This is a genomic window from Mesorhizobium sp. WSM3862 (assembly GCF_002294985.1).
GTDB lineage: Bacteria > Pseudomonadota > Alphaproteobacteria > Rhizobiales > Rhizobiaceae > Mesorhizobium.
This window is the reverse complement of record NZ_NSGE01000005.1, coordinates 459,173-475,412: the sequence shown is the minus strand read 5'-3', so window position 1 is coordinate 475,412 and position 16,240 is coordinate 459,173. Positions and strand designations below refer to the sequence as shown.

The window sequence follows — 16,240 nt, the reverse complement described above, 5'->3', positions numbered from 1 at the left end:
CATCAAAGCTCCGGCCGCTCGAAATCGCCGGTCTCCTTGTTCATCACCCAGAGCTCGCCGGTCGAGATGTCGAACCAGGCGCCGTGCAGGGTAAGCTTGCCCTTGCCCTCGAGGATCGAAACGCAGGGGAATGTCCTGAGATTGGCGATCGAATAGCGGATCGAGATGCGCTCCAGCGCCGTCTGCCGCTCGGTCGCCGTCATGAAGGTGCTGGACGAGACGGTCTCGGCAGCCGGCGCGATCAGGCTCATCCATTTGCCGATGAAATCGCCAGGCGACAGCGGCGCAAAATTGGTATCGAGCGCGGCGCGGATGCCGCCGCAGCGGCCATGGCCCATCACCACGATGTTCTTCACCTTCAGGCTCTGCACGGCGAACTCGAGCGCAGCAGAGGTCGAGTGGAACTCGCCGTCCGGCTCATAGGGCGGCACGAGATTGCCGACATTGCGCAGCACGAAGAGCTCGCCCGGCCCGGCATCGAAGATCGCTTCGGGGGCCGAGCGGGAATCGCAGCAGGCGACGATCATGGTCTCGGGCGCCTGGCCCTCGCGCGCCAGCGAGCGGTAGCGGTCGCTTTCGGCGGGATAGCGGCCGCTCATGAAGTTGCGATAGCCGGTCAGCAGATGTTCGGGGAGATGGGGCATGGGCGCCTTTCCGGGTTTGGGGCGGCAGCTCGTTGCGATCGAAAAAGCCTCTAGCGGCAAAAGCCGGTCGCGGGCAATGCCGAATTGCGGATGGCGGCGTCGCAAACGCATGCCGGCCGCTCCGACCGGTCATGCCCAGATGGCGACCTGAATGCCGAAGCGGTCGGTCAGCGGCGGATCGGGCGAGGGCCGCGCCTCGCCGCTGGCGATGCGGCCGGCGATCAGCATCATGGCGGCCGCGTCGAGGAAGTCGTCGCCGGCGGCACCCTTCGGCGGCGCCTGGTCGAGGAAGGTCTTGTCGTAGCCTTGCCGGCAAAGCAGCGCCTTGCGCTCCTCCATGCCGGCCGGGTTGATAGTGCCCTTGATCTTCTTGGGCAGGATCATCGCGGTGCCGCCGTTCAGCCGGCAGAAGGCGACTTCCGGGTGCGATTCGAAGATGCGGCCGCGCAAATCCGGTCGCGCGATCAACAGCTGGTCGATCTCGCGAATCTTCGAAAAAATACCGAAGGCCTGGATGGAAACGCCGCGCGGCGGACTGGAAGTCGTCATCGCCACCTCGCTCGCCCGCCGGTGCGCGGCATACCAGGCTTCGACCGTGGTGAAGTTGCCGGTATCGGCGTAGAGCGCTGCGCGCGATGGTATGGCAAAGACGCTCGACTGCCGTGCTCCGAGCAGCGGCCGCACCAGCGCCTCCGGCCCGCGACCGCCGCGGCTGGAAAAATCAGGCAGGCCGATCGGCATGTCGACGGCGATCGTGGCGTCGGGCAGGGCGTGTAGCAGAGCCTCGAAAGTCGCGAAGACCGACGCCGATGGCGGCGCGCCAGGCTCGCGATGGACGGCGATCCACCCGGCCTTGCAGCCGTCGACCCCGGCCAGCACGCCGCCGCCTGGCGTCACGCCCGCTTGTCCCGCCCGGGGTGAAGGAGATGGCGAAGCTGCACCATCGCCATCGGATGCGACAGGCTCTGCGCGTCCGTCTCGAGCTGCAGCTCGTCGCCGCCGCGTTTCGCCGTGCGCGCCAGGATCTCGTAGACGGCGGCCGTGGTCGACTGCAGCGCCTTCGCCGGCGGCTGGCCGGAAAGGATGCGGGCGAGATAGACGGCGGCCGTCAGGTCGCCCAACCCGTTCGGCGGCTTCTCGATCAGGCGGTGCTCGGCAAGCAGCGCCTGTCGGTCGTCGAGGAGGAAGTTACCGGTGCCGCCCGCCATCATCGAGGGTGCCGAGGTGACCAGCATGGTGGAGGGACCGGCGTGCAGGGCGGCCGCCGTCACCGATTTGATGTCGGGCAGCGGCGCGCCGGCCATCCATTCGAGCTCGTAGCGGTTGGGCGTGGCGATGTCGGCGATCGGCATCAGCCTGTCGCGCAGCGCGACGGCCGTCGGCTCCGGCACATAAAGGCCACCCGAATCGCCCATCACCGGGTCGCAGACATAAAGGGCATCCGGCGTCCTCGCCTTGACGGCCGCAACCAGCGAAGCGACGGCCTCCGCCTGGCCGGCCTCACCGAGATAGCCCGAGAGCACCGCGCTCACCTCGCCCAGCCACGGCGCGCGCTCGAGGTCGGCCATCAGCGCCTTGAACTGATCGAGCGGCGGCACGATGCGGGTGGCGCGGCTGTGGCCTGGGTGCCAGGGTAGGATCACGGTCGGCACCGCCCAGACCGGAAACCCCAGCGTCTCCAGCGCGAACACCGCGGCGCGGTTGCCGACCGAGCCGCGGGCGACATGGCTGGAGATGACGATGACCGCGCGCGGCGCGTCGGTTTTTTCAGCAATCATGAAATTCGGTTCCTAGCCACCCTGCGTGGCGGCATACACCAGCCAGACCAACAGCCCAATGGCGATGATGAGGCCGAGCGTTCGGCCAATGCGGGTGCCCCAAACTTCGATCGGATCGGAGCGGTCGGCATCGGCCGCGGTCACGTGGTCGCGTGCGTCCTTCGCGGTGCGGGCGACGAAGGAAGCGCCGCCCGGCGTCGTTTCGCGCGCCACGCGCTCAAGGATGCGGCGCGATTCATTCTCGTCGTCCCGGCGCTCGGCCATGGCAAATGTCCTTTCCGGCCCGGAGCTTAGCCTGTTCGATCGCGTATTCACAGGGGGCGAGCGGCCGGACCAAGGCTGCGTCATCACCGGGTCATTTTCTTGCGCACGGATTGTGGTAATGCTTCGCATCACAACTTCTGTCGAGGGGACCAATCATGTTCGCCGAGCGCCTTCTTCTACCCTCCGCTTTCCGCAATTTGCCGGCCTTGCTGATGATGGCCTTCGTGCTGCCGCTGCTTGCCGGCTGCGGCTACAACACCATCCCGACGGCGGAGGAGAATGCCAGGGCAGCCTGGAGCGAGGTGCTCAATCAGTATCAGCGCCGCGCCGACCTGATCCCCAACCTGGTCGAGACGGTGAAGGGCTACGCCTCGCACGAGAAGGACACGCTCGACGCGGTGGTCCAGGCGCGCGCCAAGGCGACGCAGATCACGGTGACGCCGGAGACGCTGAAGGATCCGGAAGCCCTCAAAAGATTCCAGGATGCCCAGGCCGGGCTGACGGGCGCGCTGTCGCGGTTGATCGCGGTCTCGGAAAACTATCCCGACCTCAAGGCCAACCAGAATTTCCTCGCGCTGCAGGCGCAGCTCGAGGGCACCGAGAACCGCATCGCGGTGGCGCGTCGCGACTACATCCAGGCGGTCAGGGAGTACAATCTGACGCTGAGGACCTTCCCGTCGGTGCTGTGGGCGACATTCTGGTTCCGCGGCAATGAGCCGTTTGCGAACTTCACCGTCGAGGAAGACAAGATGCAGGTGCCGAAAGTGGATTTCGGCACGAGCACCAAGCAGGGCGGGTGAGCGGCGCGACTGAAATTTAATCGAGCTTGCAGGCCTTGCGTTCCTTCGCGCCCCCCTCTGTCCTGCCGGACATCTCCCCCGCAAGGGGGGAGATTGGCAGCTCGACCGCTGTATCTCCGCTTCCAACGTTGGAGAGTGGCGAGGGTGGACGCGATATCCAATCTCCCCCCAAGTGGGGGAGATGTCCGGCAGGACAGAGGGGGGCGCGAAGGAACGCTTACCTCAGCTTCCTTGGCGTTCTTTTCTGCCTCCTCTTCCCCATCGCCGCCCTTGCCGCCGACCTGCCCCCGCTCACCGGCCGTGTGGTCGACAATGCCGGCATTATCGATGCCGGCACGCGCGCGGCGCTGACGCAGAAGCTGGCCGATTTCGAGACAAAAGGCTCCGACCAGATCGTCGTCGCGACAATCTCCAGTCTCGGCGGCGAGGAGATCGAGCCCTACGCCAACCGGCTGTTCCGCTTCTGGAAGCTTGGCCAGGCCAAAGAGAACAATGGTGTTCTTCTCCTGGTTGCGCCGAACGATCGCAAGATGCGCATCGAGGTCGGCTACGGGCTGGAAGGCACGCTGACCGACCTGCACACCAAGCTGATCATCGAAAACGACATGGTGCCGGCCTTCCGCGCCGGGGACTTCTCCGGCGGCATCAGCAAGGCCGTCGACGACATCATCATGGTGCTGGAGGGCAATCCGGAGGAGCTGGAGGCGCGCGGCAAGCGCAACGAGCAGGCGCCGTTCAACTCCGACGACCTGTTCTTCGCCATCTTCATCACCATATGGGCGCTGATCTTCTTCGGCGGCATCGCGCTGACGGTGCTGCCGCCGATCTTCGGCCAGAAGATCGGGCCCGGCCGCTACCGCTGGCTCGGCATGACCTTCAAGCCCAGCCGGCGATCCTCCGGCGGATGGTCGTCCGGTGGCGGAGGCTGGTCGTCGGGCGGTGGAGGCTGGTCCTCCGGTGGCGGCGGTGGCGGGTTTTCCGGCGGCGGCGGTTCGTCGGGCGGCGGCGGCTCCTCTGGAAGCTGGTGAGAAACCATGGCAACGCGACCGATCAGCCCCGAGGACCATGACCGCATCGCCGGTGCCATCCGTGCCGCGGAAGCAAGGACCGACGGCGAGATATACTGCGTCGTGGCGGGGTCCAGCGACGGCTATTTCTTCCCGGCCGCGTTCGCGGCGGCGCTCGCCACGATTGTCGTCAGCCTCGCAGTGGCCTACGGGCTGGAAGCCTTGTGGCTGACCATCCGTTTGCCGCATTTCGTGCTTGCTCAGCTTCTGGCGTTTGGCTGCATGCTCGCGCTCCTCTGGGCGCTGCCCGGCTTGCGCATTCACCTCGTGCCGAAACGGCTGCGCTACCAGGCGGCGCATGCCAATGCGATGAAGCAATTTCTCGCCCGCAACGTCCACCGCACCCAGGCGAGGACGGGCGTGCTGATCTTCGTCTCCATCGCCGAGCGCTATGCCGAGGTCGTTGCCGACAGCGGCATCGATGCTAAGGTCGGCCAGCATGTCTGGGATGGCGTGGTGCGGGACCTGACACAGCACGCGGGCGACGACCGACTCGCCGACGGTTTCGCCAAGGCGATCGAATCGGTCGGCGCGGTACTGGCCGAGCATTTCCCGGTTACCGCCGGCGACACCAATGAATTGGATGACCATCTCGTCGAGATCTGACGGAACTGGCTGAAAATCTGCTCTGCCGGGGCCAGGTGAGGGCTGGTTTTCGGCGCCTCCGATGCCGCCATGCTCGTTTGTGAGAAAGCGCGGGCGCGACAGCGCGGACTCTTTGCAGTCGGGCCAAGCGGGTTTATGATTAACAAATCATGAACACGCTGACGATCGACATCCGGAAAGCCGACCCTCGCGATGCAATGGCTATCGCGGACGTGCACCAGGAGGCATGGCGCGGCGCCTATTCCGGCATCATCCCGCATCGCACGCTGACGGCCATGATCAATCGCCGCGGCCCCGATTGGTGGGCGAACGCAATTCGCAAGGCAGCTACCGTGCTGGTGGTCGAGATCGGGGGCACGATCGCCGGCTATGCCACGATCGGCAGGAACCGCGCCCGCGAGCTCAGGCAGCAAGGCGAGATCTACGAGCTTTACCTGCGTCCGGAATATCAGGGCATCGGCCTCGGCAGCAGGCTGTTCAAGGCGGCGCGGACGCGCCTTGCCGACCACGGGCTCAGAGGCCTGGTGGTGTGGGCGCTGGAGGACAATTACAACGCGCTGGCCTTCTATGCCGGCAATGGCGGCCGCGACGTCGCCGAAGGCGTCGAGGTCTTCGAGCAGAAGGCGCTGAAGAAGGTTGCCTTCGTCTGGGAATGATGGCCGCCACTTAAAGCGCGTAGCGGTGACGTGCTTCAAGTCTTCGTTTGATGCATATCGTTCGCCCAAAACCGCTGCGCAGTCTTGGGCGGCATGCATTGGGTTACAATCCATCACAAACTGTGCGCTTCCATTAGCGTCCAGTGCTATTCGCCGCATTGCACCATGAAGCGCCGCCCGCTATCGATCTCACAAATCGAGAGAGGGATTTGAGCATGCGCATCGAAGCCGTACCAACGGGGAAGAACCCGCCCGAGGACATCAACGTCATCATAGAGGTGCCGATCGGCGGCGAGCCGATCAAGTACGAGATGGACAAGGAGGCCGGCACGCTGTTCGTCGACCGCTTCCTGCACACCTCGATGCGCTATCCCGGCAACTACGGCTTCGTGCCGCACACTTTGTCGGGAGACGGCGACCCGATCGACGTGCTCGTCTGCAACACGCGCGCGCTCGTGCCGGGCTGCGTCATCAATGTGCGGCCGATCGGCGTCTTGATCATGGAAGACAATGCCGGCCAGGACGAGAAGGTGATCGCTGTTCCCTCGCCGAAGCTGACGCTGCGCTACGAGAATGTCACCGAATACACGCACCTGCCGGAAATCACCCGCCAGCAGGTGCAGCACTTCTTCGAGCACTACAAGGATCTCGAGCCCGGCAAATGGGTCAAGATCGAGGGCTGGCACGATTCCAACTATGCCAAGAAGATGATCGTCGAGGCGATCGAACGGGCGAAGGCGGTCAAGTAGGTAAGCGGCAGCCAACGCCTGGGCAATGGGGCTTGGGCGAAGCCCTCAACGTCGTCATTCCAGGGCGAAGCAGGAGCGCAGCTCCGTCGCGGAGACCCTGGGATCCATGCCGTGAGGTCGCGCGAAGATCGTTACGGAACGGAATTACTGCACCGTGGCAACGCCTTGATGTAACGGCATGGATCCTTGGGTCTGCGCCGCGTCGCTTCGCTCCTTGCTCCGCCCAAGGATGACGAATGCGCAACCTTCGCCGTCTTGCACTCGTCGAACACCCTCTAATTTCTAGTTATCTACTCGCCCAAAGTCCGGCACGTTGCCGATCACCTCGCGCTTGTCCTTGCCGCAAGCAAAACCCTTCGCCTTTCCGTCGGCGAGCTTGCGGGCCTGGTCGTTGGCCTGAGGATTGCCGGTCGCGAGCACGAGGCCGATTGTGCAGCCCTCATGCTCCTCCGGCTGCGCGACCTTGGCGACGACCAGCACCTCGGTCGGCTTGTTTTCGTTTTCGGGATTGCTGATCTCGCGACGATGAATGGCGGCGAAGGGCACCGCCTTGTCGCCATTGGTTTCGATGCGCCACTCGACCTTACGGCCCGCGGTGTTGAGCCCGGAGAAACTCTCCCAGACGACGGTCATGTCGTCGGAGGGAAAGCCGTAATAAACGGACTCGCGCGCGTCGTCGTAGCCGATCAGCACCGGATAGCCGCGATAGCCGGCGCAGGCGAGGCTCGCCCAGTCGCCGTCGCCTTCTTCCGATTGCGCGTAGGTCACGCAGTCCTTCTTCCAGTCGAGGTCGGTATAGGCGCTGGAAATGTCGCCCGCATGGGCCGCTTGGCTAAGACCGGCGAAAGCAAGCGGGACCAGAAGCGCACGCATCGCGATTACATTCCCGTGAGTATTTTGTTATCTGGCTCTAAGCCTCGCAAAAAAATACAAGGCGTACAACGTGGAAAACAAAGCGGATGCCAGGAACGCTTGATAGTCCATCCAGCAGATCGCGAGCAGTGACACCCAGACGGCAAGCAGGACAATGGGGACAAAAGCATCCAGATATAAAAACACCAAAGCGATCGTACATATTGACCCGGTCAGGATGCTTGCCGCTGAGCCGGCGCCGTGCGCCTTTTCGATACAGTAGTTCAGCGCTGACGAGATCAGCAGCAAGAAAAGCACTCTGCGCAGCACGGCTTCCTTGACCGTGTATTCGTTCAGGTTCAGGACCGTGACAATATCTTTCTTTTCTTGCTCGCCGATAAATCCTCGATTGCCCCGCCCCATATAGTGGATCAGGAACATCTTTTGCAGATCGTCCAAGAGCATACGACCAATGTTCAAATCTTAGCCGCCAGTTCGCAATAGCTTAAAGCTCAAGCAATACTAGTATGATTGCTGCTGGGTCGGATCGCAAGGTCTATTTCTTCAAGCTCGCTTCAATCAGGAGATCGGCGTTACGGGCGACCGATGCCGCCGGTCCGCCGAGGCCGAACAATTGGCCGCTGATATAGGCGCCCTCTATCAGCAGCAGCAGCCCATCGCCCAGCGTGTCGGAATCACTCGCACCCATCGCGGCCGCCATGGCGCGCAGGCGCCGGCGCAATTCCTGCTTGTTGTTCTCGCTCACCACCCGCGCAGGATGGCCGTGCTCGGGATATTCGACCGCCGCATTGGTCATGCCGCAGCCGCGATAGTCCGGCCTCTGCGTGCGTTTGCCGACGCGAGTGAGGAAAGCGATGATCTGCGCGCGCGCATTGCCAGGATGCGCGTCCACGGCCTCGTCGAACCGCTGCCAGAATTCGAGGTCGCACTTGCGCAGATAGGAAGCGGCGAGTTCGTCCTTGGACGGGAAGGTCCGGTACAGGCTGGGCTTGGTGACGCCGGCGCGCCTGACGATCTCATCGACGCCGATCGCCCGGATGCCTTCGCGATAGAACAGGTCGCGCGCCACGTCGAGGATCTTGTCGGCAGCCTTCGGCGCCGGCGCCGTGCCGGCTCCGCTGATCGACGCTTCAATTTTTTTGTCCGATGGCATTCAACAAACTCGCTTGACAATGTTACTGACCGGTACGTATGAGTGGCGCCGCTCCATTGCAACGTACCGGTCAGTAACATGCTAGCTCATTCCCGCCCCTTTGGCCAGCGCTACGCCTTCGTCGTCGTCGCAGTCATCTTCTTCTGCCTGCTGATCGCCGCCGGACTCCGTTCCGCGCCGGCGGTCATGATGCTGCCGCTGGAAGAGAGCTTCGGCTGGCGGCGCGAGGTCGTCTCGCTTGCCGCCGCGGTCGGCATCTTCCTCTATGGCCTCACCGGGCCATTTGCCGCGGCGTTGATGGAGCGGATCGGGCTACGCCGCACACTGCTTGCCGCGCTGCTGATCATGTCGGGCTCCACAGCGCTCAGCCTGCTGATGACCAAGCCGTGGCATCTGCTGATCACATGGGGGATATTTTCGGGCATCGGCTCGGGCGCGGTCGCGACCGTGCTCGGCGCCACCATCGTCAATCGCTGGTTCAAGACCAATCGCGGCCTGGTGATGGGGCTGATGTCCGCCTCCAGCGCGACCGGCCTGCTGGTGTTCCTGCCGCTGCTCGCCTCGCTGGCTCAGTCGGGAGGTTGGAAGCCGGTCGCCGTTGCCATCGCCATTGCCACGGCGGCTCTCGTGCCGCTGGTCTTTCTGCTGGTGCCGGAGCGCCCGGCTTCCATCGGCCAGGTGCGTTATGGCGCCGATGCCGACGACGTGCCGCCGGTGTCGCCGGCCGCGCAAGGCAATTTCCTGGCGCATACGCTGAACACGTTGCGCCGTGCCGCGGGAACCAGGGTGTTCTGGTACCTGTTCGCCACATTCTTTGTCTGCGGTTTCACCACAAACGGCCTCGTCGGCACGCACCTCATCGCCTTTTGCGGCGACATGGGCATCGGCGAGGTGCAGGCAGCCGGGCTATTGTCGATGATGGGCATCTTCGACCTGATCGGCACGACGCTGTCCGGCTGGCTCACCGATCGTTTCGATCCGCGCAAGCTGCTTGGCGTCTATTACGCCGTGCGCGGCCTGTCGCTCATCTATCTGCCCTATTCCGGCTTCTCGGCGGTCAGCCTGATCATCTTCGCCGTGCTCTATGGACTAGACTGGATCGCCACAGTGCCGCCGACGCTCAGGCTCGCCAACGAAGCTTTCGGCGACCGCAGCGGCCCGATCGTGTTCGGCTGGATCGTCGCCGGCCACCAGGTGGGCGCCGCGGCGGCGGCGGCCTTCGGCGGCACGATGCGCGAATTGCAGGGCAATTACGAGCTTGCCTTCCTGATCGCCGGCATGACCGGCATAGCCGCGGCCTGTATTTCGCTCTTGATCAACACGAGCAAGCCGGCTTTTGAGCCGGAACCGCAGGCGGCCTAAAGCGCGACTTCCCCTTCTCCCGCAAGGGGAGAAGGGAGAGCTGTGACCTGTTATCAAAATTTCATGGTTCCGATATGCGCCTGAAACATTGAGGCCGGAGGTTTGCGGTCCCGTTCAACGCCATCCGGAGACAGCCATGAACAAGCTCTCGTTAACCCGCCGCGCTTTCGTCACCTCGGCCAGCGCCTTTGGCCTAGTCGGCGCCTCCGGTCTCGCGTTGCCTTACTATTCGCGCGCCAATCAGCGCCCGGCCTTCACCCACGGCGTCCAGTCCGGCGATATCGACGCCACCTCCGGCGTGATCTGGACCCGCACCGACCGGCCGGCGCGCGTGATGTACGAAGTGTCGACCACCGAAAGCTTCGCCGACGCCGTCAGGCTGGCGCCGCTCGATACCTCGCCCGCCAGCGACTATACGGTGAAGCGGCTGCTCACCGACCTCGCCGCCGACCAGGACATTTTCTACCGGATGACGGCCGCCGATCTTTCCGACATCAACGCCGTCTCCGAGCCGATCGTCGGCCGTTTCCGCACCGCGCCGGCGTCGAAGCGCGACGTGCGCTTCGCGTGGTCGGGCGACACCGCCGGCCAGGGCTGGGGCATCGACGAGACCGGCATGAAGACCTACTCCACCATCGCCAAGCATACGCCTGACTTCTTCCTCCATTCCGGCGACACGATCTATGCCGACGGCGCCATGAAGGACGAGGTCGACCTGCCCGGCGGCGGCAAGTGGAAGAACGTCGTCATGATCGACGGCAAGCGCAAGGTTGCCGAAACGCTGGACGAGTATCGCGACCAGTGGAAGTACAACATGATGGACAAGCACGTGCTCGCGCTTAGCGCCATCTGCCCGACCTTCTACCAGTGGGACGACCACGAGGTGGTGAACAACTGGTCGGATTCGAAGGACCTGACGACCGACAACCGCTACACGGAAAAATCCATCCATGTGCTGGCGGCTCGCGCGGCGCGCGCCTTCCACGAGATGACGACCATCCGCTACGAACCTTCGGAACCGGGACGCGTCTATCGCAAGATCGCCCACGGGCCGCTGCTCGACGTGTTCTTCCTCGACATGCGCTCCTATCGCGGCCCGAACGGCCCCGACATGGAGGACACGCTGACGCCGAAGTCGCGCATGCTCGGCGAGCAGCAGACGCAGTGGCTGAAGCGCGAGCTGGCGAATTCCAAGGCGACCTGGAAGATCATCGCCGCCGACATGCCGCTCGGCCTCGTCGTCTGGAACGACGCGGCCAAAAAGGCCGGCGCCGAGGCGGTCAGCAACGGCGACAATGGCACGCCAAAAGGCCGCGAGCTCGAGTTCGCCGACCTGCTGCGCTACATCAAGAACGCCGGCATCACCAACACGGTGTGGCTGACCGCCGACGTCCACTATACGGCGGCGCATTACTACAATCCGGACAAGGCGCAGTTCCAGGATTTCAACCCGTTCTGGGAATTCGTCTCCGGCCCGATCCACGCCGGCACCTTCGGTCCCAACGATCTCGACATGACCTTCGGGCCCGAGCTGAAGTTCATCAAGGCGCCGAGCGCCGAGCAGGGCCAGAACCTGCCGCCATCAGCGGGCCTGCAGTTCTTTGGCCTGGTCGACATTTCCGGCGCCACCGAGCAGCTAACGGTGCGGCTGATGGATCGCGACGACAACGAGCTCTACAAGGTCACGCTCGATCCGGTGCGGTCGGCTTAGGGTCGGGACGAGGCACCCCCCTATTTCCTGCCGGACTGTCCGGCAGGGCAGGGGGCATGTGCCGGAGTGCTACCGTTGTCAGAAAGCCGTCCGCAATTAGTCCGGATAGCAGGTCGCGGGAATGTTCGGCCAGACGGCGGTGTCGCAGTTGGCTGCCTTCTGGCGCTGCTTGAAGGCGGCGCTGACCGGGCCGGTGACGATCGGGTCGACCCCGTCCGGGGCGTCGGCAAACATCTGCTGCGCGGTTTTGGCATCAGGGGGCGAGGGCTCGGCTTCTCTCAGGGCAGCCGCCGACTGCGCGGCGCCAGCCGCGACAAGCACGCCAAGCGCGGCCCACGCGAAAACCGGACGCAATCTGGACATCTGATCGGTCATGAACATGAAATTGCCCGGCCCCTCAAAGGTTCCGCCTTGGTTAACAGAATCAGTTCACACCAAGACGTTTAAGAATCAGTGACCATTTATTTGGGGCGGGGCCTCCCCTTTCGCAATTGCGAAAAACCTTGTATGAGCCGCCCAACCAAAAAAGGCGGCGCTTTCGGGCCTGCTGCCTGCAACGCTCCCGAGACCAGACAATGAACCTCCGCAATATCGCGATCATCGCGCATGTCGACCATGGGAAAACCACGCTCGTCGACCAACTCCTGAAACAGTCCGGCGCCTTCCGCGAAAACCAGCGCGTCGCCGAGCGCGCCATGGACTCCAACGACCTCGAAAAAGAACGCGGCATCACCATCCTGGCCAAGGCGACCTCGGTCGACTGGAAGGGCACCCGCATCAATATCGTCGACACGCCCGGACACGCCGACTTCGGCGGTGAGGTCGAGCGCATCCTGTCGATGGTGGATTCGGCGATCGTGCTCGTCGACGCCGCCGAAGGGCCGATGCCGCAGACCAAGTTCGTCGTCGGCAAGGCGCTGAAGGTAGGTCTGCGGCCGATCGTCGTCATCAACAAGATCGACCGGCCTGACGCCCGTCACATCGAGGTGGTCAACGAGGTGTTCGACCTGTTCGCGGCGCTCGATGCGACCGACGAACAGCTCGACTTCCCGATCCTCTACGGCTCGGGCCGCGACGGCTGGGTCTCGGAAAATCCTGAAGGTCCCAAGGACCAGGGCCTTGCGCCGCTGTTCGATCTCGTCGTCAAGCATGTGCCGGCGCCGACGGTGCATCCCGGTCCGTTCCGCATGATCGGCACCATCCTCGAGGCCAATCCGTTCCTCGGCCGCATCATCACCGGCCGCATCGAGTCGGGCTCGCTGAAGCCAAACCAGGCGGTCAAGGTGCTGCACCATGACGGCACGCAGATCGAGACCGGACGAATCTCGAAAATCCTCGCCTTCCGTGGCCTCGAGCGCCAGCCGATCGAGGAAGCCCAGGCGGGCGACATCGTCGCCATCGCCGGCCTGTCGAAGGGCACCGTCGCCGACACCTTCTGCGATCCGAGCGTGAGCGAGCCGTTGCATGCGCAGCCTATCGACCCGCCGACGGTGACCATGTCCTTCCTCGTCAACGACAGTCCGCTTGCCGGCACCGAGGGCGACAAGGTGACCAGCCGCGTCATCCGCGACCGGCTGCTGCGCGAGGCCGAAGGGAATGTGGCGCTCAAGATCGAGGAATCGCCGGAGAAGGATTCCTTCTTCGTCTCCGGTCGCGGCGAGTTGCAGCTTGCCGTGCTGATCGAGACGATGCGCCGCGAAGGCTTCGAGATCGCCGTGTCGCGCCCGCGGGTCGTCATGCAGAAGGGCGATGACGGCCAGTTGCTGGAGCCGGTCGAGGAAGTCGTCATCGACGTCGACGAGGAGCACGCCGGCGTGGTCGTGCAGAAGATGTCGGAACGCAAGGCCGAGATGGTCGAGCTGCGCCCCTCCGGCGGCAACCGCCAGCGCCTTGTCTTCCACGCGCCGACCCGCGGCCTGATCGGCTATCAGTCGGAACTGTTGACCGACACGCGCGGCACCGCCGTGATGAACCGGCTGTTTCATGCCTACGAGCCGTACAAGGGCGAGCTGCCCGGCCGCACCAATGGCGTGCTGATCTCCAACGAACAGGGTGAGTCGGTCGCCTATGCGATGTGGAACCTGGAGGACCGCGGCCCGATGATCATCGATCCGGGCGTCAAGGTCTACCAGGGCATGATCATCGGCATCCATTCCCGCGACAACGACCTGGAAGTGAACGTGCTGAAGGGCAAGAAGCTCACCAACATCCGCGCCGCCGGCAAGGACGAGGCGGTGAAGCTGACGCCGCCGGTCCGCATGACGCTGGAACGCGCGCTGGCCTGGATCCAGGACGACGAGCTGGTCGAGGTGACGCCGAAGACCATTCGGCTCAGGAAGCTCTATCTCGACCCGAACGAGCGCAAGCGCTTCGAGAAGTCGGCCAAGGTGATGGGCGCGGCGTAGGGTTTTAGCCCAGGCAGTTACTCAAGGGAGGAGCAGCGCTCCCTCTCTTTTCACTTCATGCACATGCGGCCGAAACGACAGCGTCACGGCCGCTCTCGCCGGAGAGGTCGACGCGTACCACCATGCCGTCGCGCACCGGCCTGCGCAGGGCTTTGGCGCCGCACTGTTCGATGGCGAGCAACCGCCGCGCCTCCCAGGCCTGCAGCCTCGACCGGGAGATGCCGAGCTCGCCGGCGAGCAAGCGGTCAAGCCGCAAGGGCGTTGCGGCATCGAGCCGAAGCTCAAGCCAAAGCGCCGTCGCGCCTTCCGGCCTGCCATCCAGCGGCTCCTTTCGCACCGTGACTTCGGGAGATTCTTCGATCCGCCCGACCCGATTTCTGAGCGCCACGGCATCGAAGCCATAGTGTCGGACCAGCGTCGGATCGTTGCGCTCGAGTGCAGCCAGCAGCGCCGGTGCGATGTCGCGACGGTTGCATCGCTCAAAAATGGCGCGGTTCCAGGAATTGTCGCAGTCGGTGCAGCGATAGATCAGCCAGGCATCGATGCGCTTGCCGTTGGCGTTGACGCGGAACTTTCCGCTGCATTGGTGAGGTTTGACGCCGCCGCAGCGATTGCAGTTGATGAGAGGTCGAGGCGCGACTGCGGGCGAGATCGCCCAGCGAATGCGCAAAGTTCGAGACATGCCGATAGGCCCTTCCCGTCGGAAGTCCGTCAGCGCGGCAATGTCCGAGATGCCCATGCGGGCACGGTGTGGCGAAAGGCTGTAGCGGTTGAAAATCAGGCGCCCGCGCGATTGCGCGACGGCGGCTCAGCAATGCCAAACCGGTCTCGCGCCGCCGCCTGAAGAACACATGAAATGAATGCAGGTGCCGCCAAAGCGCGCCTGCGGTGCTTTCGGGAGTAGACGAGACCGGCGGTTACTGAGGCAAAGTGAAACTCGAAATCGGAAAAGGATCGGCTCTTCTAGCCGTGCGACGGCGGGCGGGCAAGAGTATGCCGCCCGCCGTGTTTCACTGTGACGACCTTCGGGCGCTTTGGCGCTACATCATCTCGATGATCGGCGCGACCTCGACGCTGAAGGCCGGGTTCATCAGGATCGGACAATCCCTGGCCTTGGCGACGGCATCGTCGATATCCTTCGCTTCGACGATCGTGTAGCCGGCGGTTGGATTGCTGCCGCCATTGTTCTCGACCACGCCGCCGGGCAGCACCGTTCTCGACATGCCGACAGGATTGCCGCCGTCGATCACGGCCGAACCCAGCTTGTCGTACCAGCCGGTCCAGGCATCCATCGCAGCTTTGCGCTCGGCCTCCTCGGTCGGCATCTTGCCGGAGCCGTGATAGACATAGAGAAATTTCGCCATGTTCTCCTCCCTTTTCGGCAGCGTCGAGCCGGTATGCGGCAGCGCCGCCTGGCGGTATGCGGCTACGCCGCAATCCGATATGCGGCTACGCCGCAATCGTTGAAATGCGGGCTAGCCGCAATCATCGATATGCGGGCTAGCCGCAATCGTTGATCATCGACCCAAACGGCGGGGCGGGCAACGAGAAATTCGACGTTGCTAATGTGAGGCCGGTGAGCCTCACCTTGCCATGGCGTGGTATTCGGGGTTCGGTCGCATGTCGACCGCAGCGGCCACCCGGTTCGACATGTTGAAGAAGGCGGCAGTCGAGGCGATGTCCCAGATGTCGCGATCACTGAAGCCCACCTGTCGCAACGCGGCGCGGTCCCCCTCGACGATCTTGGCCGGCTCCTCCGTCAGCTTGACCGCGAATTCCAGCATCGCCGTCTCCCTTTCGGGCAAGCCGGCGGCGCGGAAATTCATCACCATCATCTCGCCAAGAGCGGGCTCACCGGAAAGCTGGCGCACCGCCGCGCCATGCGCGGTCAGGCAGTAGTAGCACTGGTTGATCGAGGAAACGGCGACCGCGATCATCTCGCGCTCCAGCTTCGACAGGCCGGACTCGCCCAGCATCAGCTCGTTGTACATGTCGGTGAAGGCGCGCAGCTTCTTCTCGTCGAAGGCGTAGGCCAGAAGCACGTTGGGCACGAGGCCGAGCTTTTCCTCGCATTTGGCGAAATAAGCCTTCGTCGCTTCGCTCAGCTCCGCCCGGGCCAGGTCGAGCGCCGTAATCCTGTCGGTCATATCCGTTCTCCTCGCAGGGTGAGCG

19 protein-coding genes are annotated in these 16,240 nt (G+C 63.9%); 8 read left to right on the top strand and 11 right to left on the bottom strand.

Annotated features, from left to right (window positions below; genetic code table 11):
• Positions 1-2: 2 nt before the first annotated feature.
• From CK224_RS18040 to CK224_RS18025, 4 genes are all read right to left on the bottom strand, one after another.
• The gene (locus CK224_RS18040) at positions 3-644 is read right to left on the bottom strand and encodes a carbonic anhydrase (protein WP_067001427.1); all 642 of its coding nucleotides are present in this window, start codon (positions 642-644) and stop codon (positions 3-5) included.
• 129 nt (positions 645-773) lie between these two features.
• Complete coding sequence (locus CK224_RS18035; RefSeq protein ID WP_095782647.1) at positions 774-1,541, bottom strand: DUF429 domain-containing protein; 768 nt, start codon at positions 1,539-1,541, stop codon at positions 774-776.
• Entirely contained in the window at positions 1,538-2,422 is an 885-nt protein-coding gene (pdxY, locus tag CK224_RS18030; protein ID WP_095782646.1) for a pyridoxal kinase PdxY, read from the bottom strand. Before pdxY ends, CK224_RS18035 begins: the two co-directional genes overlap by 4 nt.
• 12 nt (positions 2,423-2,434) lie before the next feature.
• Positions 2,435-2,686, bottom strand: a complete 252-nt coding sequence (locus tag CK224_RS18025; protein WP_067001435.1) for a hypothetical protein — start codon at positions 2,684-2,686, stop codon at positions 2,435-2,437.
• Positions 2,687-2,841: 155 nt separating this feature from the next.
• Between CK224_RS18025 and CK224_RS18020 the strand changes: the two genes are divergently transcribed.
• The 5 genes from CK224_RS18020 (at position 2,842) to ppa (ending at position 6,564) form a co-directional block, all read left to right on the top strand.
• Positions 2,842-3,486 (top strand): LemA family protein, encoded by a 645-nt coding sequence (locus CK224_RS18020; RefSeq protein ID WP_095779831.1) that lies wholly within the window; start codon positions 2,842-2,844, stop codon positions 3,484-3,486.
• Positions 3,487-3,641: 155 nt separating this feature from the next.
• Positions 3,642-4,514 carry a YgcG family protein gene (locus CK224_RS18010; protein ID WP_095782803.1) on the top strand — a complete coding sequence of 291 codons (873 nt, stop codon included), beginning with the start codon at positions 3,642-3,644 and terminating at the stop codon, positions 4,512-4,514.
• Between the two features lie 6 nt (positions 4,515-4,520).
• Complete coding sequence (locus tag CK224_RS18005) at positions 4,521-5,159, top strand: TPM domain-containing protein (protein ID WP_095782645.1); 639 nt, start codon at positions 4,521-4,523, stop codon at positions 5,157-5,159.
• A gap of 149 nt (positions 5,160-5,308) precedes the next feature.
• Positions 5,309-5,815 carry a GNAT family N-acetyltransferase gene (locus tag CK224_RS18000; protein ID WP_067324917.1) on the top strand — a complete coding sequence of 169 codons (507 nt, stop codon included), beginning with the start codon at positions 5,309-5,311 and terminating at the stop codon, positions 5,813-5,815.
• A gap of 215 nt (positions 5,816-6,030) precedes the next feature.
• A complete protein-coding gene (gene ppa, locus CK224_RS17995) occupies positions 6,031-6,564 on the top strand; it encodes an inorganic diphosphatase (protein ID WP_067001447.1) in 534 nt (177 codons plus the stop codon).
• 282 nt (positions 6,565-6,846) lie between these two features.
• On the opposite strand, the gene CK224_RS17990 is transcribed toward ppa, so the two are convergent.
• From CK224_RS17990 to CK224_RS17980, 3 genes are all read right to left on the bottom strand, one after another.
• A complete protein-coding gene (locus CK224_RS17990; RefSeq protein WP_095782644.1) occupies positions 6,847-7,437 on the bottom strand; it encodes a hypothetical protein in 591 nt (196 codons plus the stop codon).
• Positions 7,438-7,464: 27 nt separating this feature from the next.
• Entirely contained in the window at positions 7,465-7,875 is a 411-nt protein-coding gene (locus CK224_RS17985; protein ID WP_141245822.1) for a hypothetical protein, read from the bottom strand.
• Positions 7,876-7,972: 97 nt separating this feature from the next.
• Positions 7,973-8,590, bottom strand: coding sequence for a TetR/AcrR family transcriptional regulator (locus CK224_RS17980; protein WP_095782642.1), 618 nt, complete (start codon positions 8,588-8,590; stop codon positions 7,973-7,975).
• A 78-nt stretch (positions 8,591-8,668) separates the two neighbouring features.
• Between CK224_RS17980 and CK224_RS17975 the strand changes: the two genes are divergently transcribed.
• A complete protein-coding gene (locus tag CK224_RS17975; RefSeq protein ID WP_095782641.1) occupies positions 8,669-9,952 on the top strand; it encodes an MFS transporter in 1,284 nt (427 codons plus the stop codon).
• A gap of 136 nt (positions 9,953-10,088) precedes the next feature.
• Positions 10,089-11,663, top strand: a complete 1,575-nt coding sequence (locus CK224_RS17970; RefSeq protein ID WP_095782640.1) for an alkaline phosphatase — start codon at positions 10,089-10,091, stop codon at positions 11,661-11,663.
• Between the two features lie 96 nt (positions 11,664-11,759).
• Here CK224_RS17970 and CK224_RS17965 read toward each other — a convergent pair whose 3' ends face one another.
• Entirely contained in the window at positions 11,760-12,044 is a 285-nt protein-coding gene (locus CK224_RS17965) for a hypothetical protein (protein ID WP_245418659.1), read from the bottom strand.
• 194 nt (positions 12,045-12,238) lie between these two features.
• On the opposite strand from CK224_RS17965, the gene typA reads away from it, so the two are divergent.
• Positions 12,239-14,068, top strand: a complete 1,830-nt coding sequence (typA, locus tag CK224_RS17960; protein ID WP_067001463.1) for a translational GTPase TypA — start codon at positions 12,239-12,241, stop codon at positions 14,066-14,068.
• Between the two features lie 55 nt (positions 14,069-14,123).
• Here typA and CK224_RS17955 read toward each other — a convergent pair whose 3' ends face one another.
• The 3 genes from CK224_RS17955 to CK224_RS17945 form a co-directional block, all read right to left on the bottom strand.
• Positions 14,124-14,750 (bottom strand): DUF1062 domain-containing protein, encoded by a 627-nt coding sequence (locus CK224_RS17955; protein WP_095782801.1) that lies wholly within the window; start codon positions 14,748-14,750, stop codon positions 14,124-14,126.
• 358 nt (positions 14,751-15,108) lie between these two features.
• Positions 15,109-15,432, bottom strand: coding sequence for a hypothetical protein (locus tag CK224_RS17950; protein ID WP_067002171.1), 324 nt, complete (start codon positions 15,430-15,432; stop codon positions 15,109-15,111).
• Between the two features lie 219 nt (positions 15,433-15,651).
• A complete protein-coding gene (locus CK224_RS17945) occupies positions 15,652-16,215 on the bottom strand; it encodes a peroxidase-related enzyme (RefSeq protein ID WP_067001468.1) in 564 nt (187 codons plus the stop codon).
• Positions 16,216-16,240: the final 25 nt, after the last annotated feature.